Source organism: Pseudomonas sp. XP1 (assembly GCF_053557675.1).
In genome coordinates, this window is sequence record NZ_JBNRIJ010000066.1 from 3,134 (window position 1) to 8,220 (window position 5,087).

Below are 5,087 nucleotides of genomic sequence, written 5' to 3' on the forward strand. Positions count from 1 at the left end.
CAGCGTGTACGTTGGCGAAGCCGCACGGGCAGTGTACTTGGCAGCAGCTGCAGCAGCTGCTCCGGTTCTTCGAGGCGGAATACACCCGACAGGCGCAAATCGGCAATGTCGTCGCTGCAGCCCAGATATCCATGGCGATAACGGCTGACCTGCGAGAGGAAGTCGAACAGCCGCATGTTCCGGGTGACGATCAGGCCCTCAGTCCAGGCCATCGCATCCATGTCTACCTGCTCGAGCCGGTGTGTACCTTGCGCATCCAGGCGCCAGTTCTGGCCGCTTTCCATCCATTGCAGCTGGCCATTGCCAGGTCGGTGTATCGCCACCCTGCCATGGCTGACACTGACCTGCGTGCAGTCGTTGTCCTGGCGCGCCACAAAGCGCCCTTCAAACCCTTCCAGCAACGCGTCACGAGTTTGCACAAGCAAGGGACGCTGCGGATTGCAGGCAATCATCAATTCCCCCTGTTTCAGGCGGACCAGGCGCTGTTGGTCATTGAAGGCCAGGTCGACGGCACTGCGGGTATTGAGTTGCATCAGCGAGCCGTCGGGAAGCGCGAAGCTGCGCCGTTCGCCCGTACCGGTGGTGTAGTCCGATGCCCAGGCGTTGACCGCATCGAGATCTTTTCCCAGCCATGCCGCTGTCCCCACCATGGCAACGCCACCAAGCAGCTTCAGCGCCTGCCGACGGTGCAGGCGGCGCTGGCTGGTCTCCAGGGTCTGCAAAGCCAGCCCTGCGCCAGGGACGGCACTCAGGTCAAGGTCCTGATGCAGGTGAATAACCCGTTGCCAGGCCTGTTCATGTTCGTGGTGGGTAGTGCGCCATTGCCTGCACTGTTGCTGCACGGCAGGGTCATGCCCGCTCTCGCGTAGCCTCAGTATCCACTGGATGGCCTGCTTGACCGCTGTTGCGCCAGGCTGTGCGGCGGTCATCACGTCAGCACTCGTCGGCGTAGCGCAGTAGATAGCAATGGTAGAGCGCGTCGGCGATGTAGCGCTCCACGGTACGTACCGAGATCCCCATCTGGTCGGCGATGGCCTGGTGCTTCAGCCCCTCGCATTGGGCCAGCAGGAATGCGCGGCGTACTTTGGGCTTGAGGCCGTCGAGCATGCGCGCGATGCGCTCCAGCAATTCCAGCAGCAGCTCACGGGTTTCGACCGAGGGGGCCTGTGCTTCCGGCACCTGTGCCAGTGCCTCAAGGTAGGCCCTGTGCAGTTCCTCGCGCCGCCAGTGGTCGATCACCAGCCCGCGCGCGACCGTCCGCAGGAAGGCCCGTGGTGTGTTCAGTTTCAGGTTTTCGCGACGCTGCAACAGGCGCACGTAGGTGTCCTGGGCCAGGTCTGCTGCATCGGCGGCATTGCCCAGCTTGCTGCGTAGCCAGGCATGCAACCAGCCGTGGTGGTCACTATAGAGCGTTTGCACGGAATCGTTGCTGGGCATGGGTACGGGTGCTGCCATCAATGGACATTAATGATAATTAGTCTCATTGTTGGCTGGGCGCCGATCAATTTGCAACCCATCCGACTCCATGCGGGCAGTCACTACCCGCTAGCGCCCCAGTTGCGTATCCAGGTACTTGCGGATTACCCGCGATGCGTTATTCAGGTGCCGCTCCAGCACTGCTACAGCTTCGTCTACCAGCTTGTCGCTCGCCGCATCCGCCAGTGCGTTGTGATCGTCCTGGGTGAGCTTGCCCAGGCCCATGGACGAGAGATGAAACCGCAGGAAGCGCTCTTCCTCATTCAGTTCGTCCTCGATCAGACGCAGCAGCTTCTTGTTCGGCGCCTTGTTGTACAGCGACATGTGGAACAGGCGATTGAGGCGGCCGATTTCAGCGTGGCGGGTTTCGTTTTCCAGTTGCTGGATATACCCGCGGGCATTGTCGATGTCGCTGGCATCTAGCAGCGGAATGGATTGGCGCAACGCTTCGGTCTCGAGCAGCACGCGCAGGGCATAGGTGTCCACCGCGTCCTCGCCGATCAACGGCGCAACCACCGCGCCCTTGTGCATTTCCACTTTCAGCAGCGATTGCGCTTCGAGCTGGCGCAGGGCCTCGCGCACGGGCATGCGGCTGACACCGAACAAGGTGGCGAGTTCTTGTTGTCTTACGGCGGTACCTGGGGGCAAGCGACCATCGAGAATGGCACTGCGCAGGCGTTCTTCGATCACGCCACGGGCCTGATGCGGCAACAGCTGCTCACTGGCCAGCACATTGCTCAATTTGATTTTCTCGGCCACGCGACGTCTGCCTCAACGATGACTAAAGTTGGATCCAATTACACTAGTAACAGCTCTTGGGGGCGTCAAACCTGTACTGGTGGTGGAACAGGCGCCCCAAAAGCGCGGCTATGGTGGATGAAGTCGCCCGGCAAAGGAAGCGGCCTCCAGAATGTTATAACCGGAAAGTGTAGGTCGACTGACCAGCGGGTGCATGATTGCAGGGTGCCATTGTTTTTTGCCGTGGCAAGCCGCACCATCGCTGCTTTCGACTGGCCTGAACAGGGCTTCGCAGTGGCGATATCCTGGATGCTCAAAACCGTTGTGCAACGTGTCGGCCTTGCTGCGCTGCTGGGCGGCCTGCTGCTGGGCGGTTTGCATGCGGATTGGGACTTTTCCCAGATCAGCCGCAAGTCGCAGGCACTCTATGGCCCCTTGGGCGCCGGGCAGGGCCGGATCGATGCCTGGCAAAACCTGATGGCCACGCAGAAGCAGGGTACGGAGCTTGAGCGATTGCAGGTGGTAAACCGCTTCTTCAACCAGCAATTGCGCTATGTCGAGGATATCGACCTGTGGCATGAGGTCGATTATTGGGCCACGCCGGTGCAGGCGCTGATCAAGGGCGCAGGGGACTGCGAGGACTACGCCATCGCCAAGTATTTCAGTCTGCGGCGCATGGGCATCCCCAGCGAAAAGCTGCGCATCACCTACGTCAAGGCGCTGCGGCAGAACCGGGCGCACATGGTCCTGACCTATTATTCAAGCCCACAGGCACAACCATTGGTGCTCGACAGCCTGATGGATGCCATCAAGCCGGCCAGCCAGCGTACCGACCTGCTGCCGGTGTACGCCTTCAATGGTGAGGGCTTGTGGCTGACGGGCGCCACAGGCAACAAGAAGGTCGGCGATACCAAGCGGTTGTCACGCTGGCAGGATTTGCTGAAGAAAATGCAGGCCGAAGGGTTCCCGGCCGAGCCGGTCTACTGAAGGAGCACAGATGTCACTGTTCAAACAATTGCTGTTGGCCATTTGCCTGTTCCTGGTGGTCGCCTTCAGTGGCAGTTTCATGGTCAGCCTGGAAAGCTCTCGCAGCCAGTACGTCAACCAGTTGCGATCGCACGCCCAGGATGCGGCGACCGCGCTGGCGCTGTCGCTGACGCCGAATATCGATGACCCGGCGATGGTCGAGCTGATGGTCAGTTCTATCTTCGACAGTGGTTACTACTCAAGCATCAAGGTCGTCGACCTGGGCTCCAATGCTGTGCTGGTGGAGCGCCACGCCGAACCGGACCCAGGCGGTGTGCCGCGCTGGTTCGTGCACTTGATCGGACTGGAGGCCGCCGGTGGCGATGCCATCGTCAGCCGCGGCTGGCAGCAGGCCGCACGCGTTGAAGTAATCAGCCACCCGATGTTCGCCATTGCCAAACTCTGGCAGAGCGCCCTGGGCAGCCTGGGTTGGCTGCTGCTGTGTGGCGCGGCCAGTGCGGTACTTGGCGCCTTGCTCTTGCGTCGCCAGTTGCGGCCGCTGGACTACATGGTCGAGCAGTCCCACGCCATTGCCCGCCGCGAATTCCTCAGCCTGCCCGAGTTGCCGCGCACACCGGAGCTGCGCCGGGTAGTACAGGCGATGAACCAGATGGTCGAGAAGCTCAAGGCACTGTTTACCGAGCAGGCCGAGCGTAGTGAGCGGCTGCGTGCCGAGTCCTACCAGGACAGCCTGACTGGACTCTCCAACCGCCGTTATTTCGAGATGCAACTGAACACCCGGGTGAGCAACCTGGAAGAAGCGCGCGCCGGCTACCTGCTGTTGCTGCGGGTCCAGGGGCTGGCGGGGTTGAACGCCCGTCTTGGCGGCCAGCGTACCGACCAGTTGCTACAGGCCGTGGGTGAGCAATTGCGTCGCACCTGTGCCAGCTACCCGGAAACCAATGACCTGATTTCCCGTAGCCGTGGGGGCGAGTTCGCCGTGCTGGCGCCGGGTATGGTGCATGAAGAGGCGGTACAGCTTGCCCAGGCCTTGGAAGCGACGCTGCACAGCCTGCACGAAACGGGCGCCAGTGATATCGACCCGGTTGCTTGTATCGGCCTGGCGCCGTTCAGCCCCGGTGATTCACCGCAGGCATTGCTGAAGCTTGCCGACGAGGCCCTGGCCCGCGCCGAGAACCAGCCAACGCCGGGTTGGGTATGCCTTGAACAAGGCGTGGCTGCAGTTGCCGCGGACAGCCAGCATGTCTGGCATGAGCGGCTGGACCAGGCGTTCAACAATGGGCATTTCGAACTGTTCTTCCAGCCAGTGGTGGATTGCGCTTCTGCGCAACGAGTACTGCACCACAAAGTGATTTCGCGTTTGCAGGATGGCCAGGGCGAGGCGCTGCCGGCGGGACGCTTCCTGCCCTGGCTGGAGCGCTTCGGCTGGATGCCGCGGCTTGATGTGCTGGTGTTGGAGAAGGTGCTGGCGCATCTTCGAGGGCATGACCAGGTGTTGGCGCTGAACCTGTCAGCCGCCACCCTGGCCGACCCCAAGGCCCTTCAGCGTGTTTTCGAGCTTCTGGGCCAGAATACGGCGCTCGGCCCGCGGCTGGTTTTCGAAATTGGCGAGGAACAGTTGCCTGAGCAGGCGGCCCTGGAGCAACTCACCCGGCGCCTGCACGCGCTTGGTTTCGGCCTGGCGCTGCAACGCTTTGGTGGGCGATTCAGCATGATCGGCAACCTGGCGCACCTGGGGCTGGCGTACCTGAAGATCGATGGCAGCTACATCCGCAACATTGACCAAGAGCAGCACAAGCGGCTGTTCATCGAAGCGGTCCAGCGCGCTGCACACAGCATCGACCTGCCGCTGATTGCCGAGCGGGTAGAGACGGAAGGTGACCGGT

General features: G+C 61.7%; 5 protein-coding genes. 2 read left to right on the plus strand and 3 right to left on the minus strand.

Annotated elements, in window-relative coordinates; genetic code table 11:
- The 3 genes from ACK1U9_RS25520 to ACK1U9_RS25530 all read right to left on the minus strand — a co-directional run.
- Positions 1-929, minus strand: a 929-nt coding sequence (locus ACK1U9_RS25520; RefSeq protein WP_449110268.1) for a FecR family protein, incomplete at its 3' end; no start/stop codon positions are given.
- A 4-nt stretch (positions 930-933) separates the two neighbouring features.
- Entirely contained in the window at positions 934-1,437 is a 504-nt protein-coding gene (locus ACK1U9_RS25525) for a sigma-70 family RNA polymerase sigma factor (protein WP_046617195.1), read from the minus strand.
- 108 nt (positions 1,438-1,545) lie between these two features.
- Positions 1,546-2,235, minus strand: coding sequence for a GntR family transcriptional regulator (locus ACK1U9_RS25530; protein WP_046617194.1), 690 nt, complete (start codon positions 2,233-2,235; stop codon positions 1,546-1,548).
- A 204-nt stretch (positions 2,236-2,439) separates the two neighbouring features.
- Between ACK1U9_RS25530 and lapG the strand changes: the two genes are divergently transcribed.
- Together lapG and lapD are read left to right on the plus strand one after the other, a co-directional pair.
- Positions 2,440-3,201: a cysteine protease LapG gene (lapG, locus tag ACK1U9_RS25535; protein ID WP_178081828.1), complete on the plus strand. Its 762-nt coding sequence runs from the start codon at positions 2,440-2,442 to the stop codon at positions 3,199-3,201.
- Positions 3,202-3,211: 10 nt separating this feature from the next.
- A partial coding sequence (gene lapD / locus ACK1U9_RS25540) for a cyclic di-GMP receptor LapD (protein ID WP_449110269.1) occupies positions 3,212-5,087 on the plus strand: 1,876 nt, incomplete at its 3' end.

What these genes read in the sequence shown, in the direction of transcription:
- ACK1U9_RS25525 (WP_046617195.1), bottom strand. Translation starts at nt 1,437, where the DNA reads ATGCCCAGCAACGATTCCGTGCAAACGCTCTATAGTGACCACCACGGC.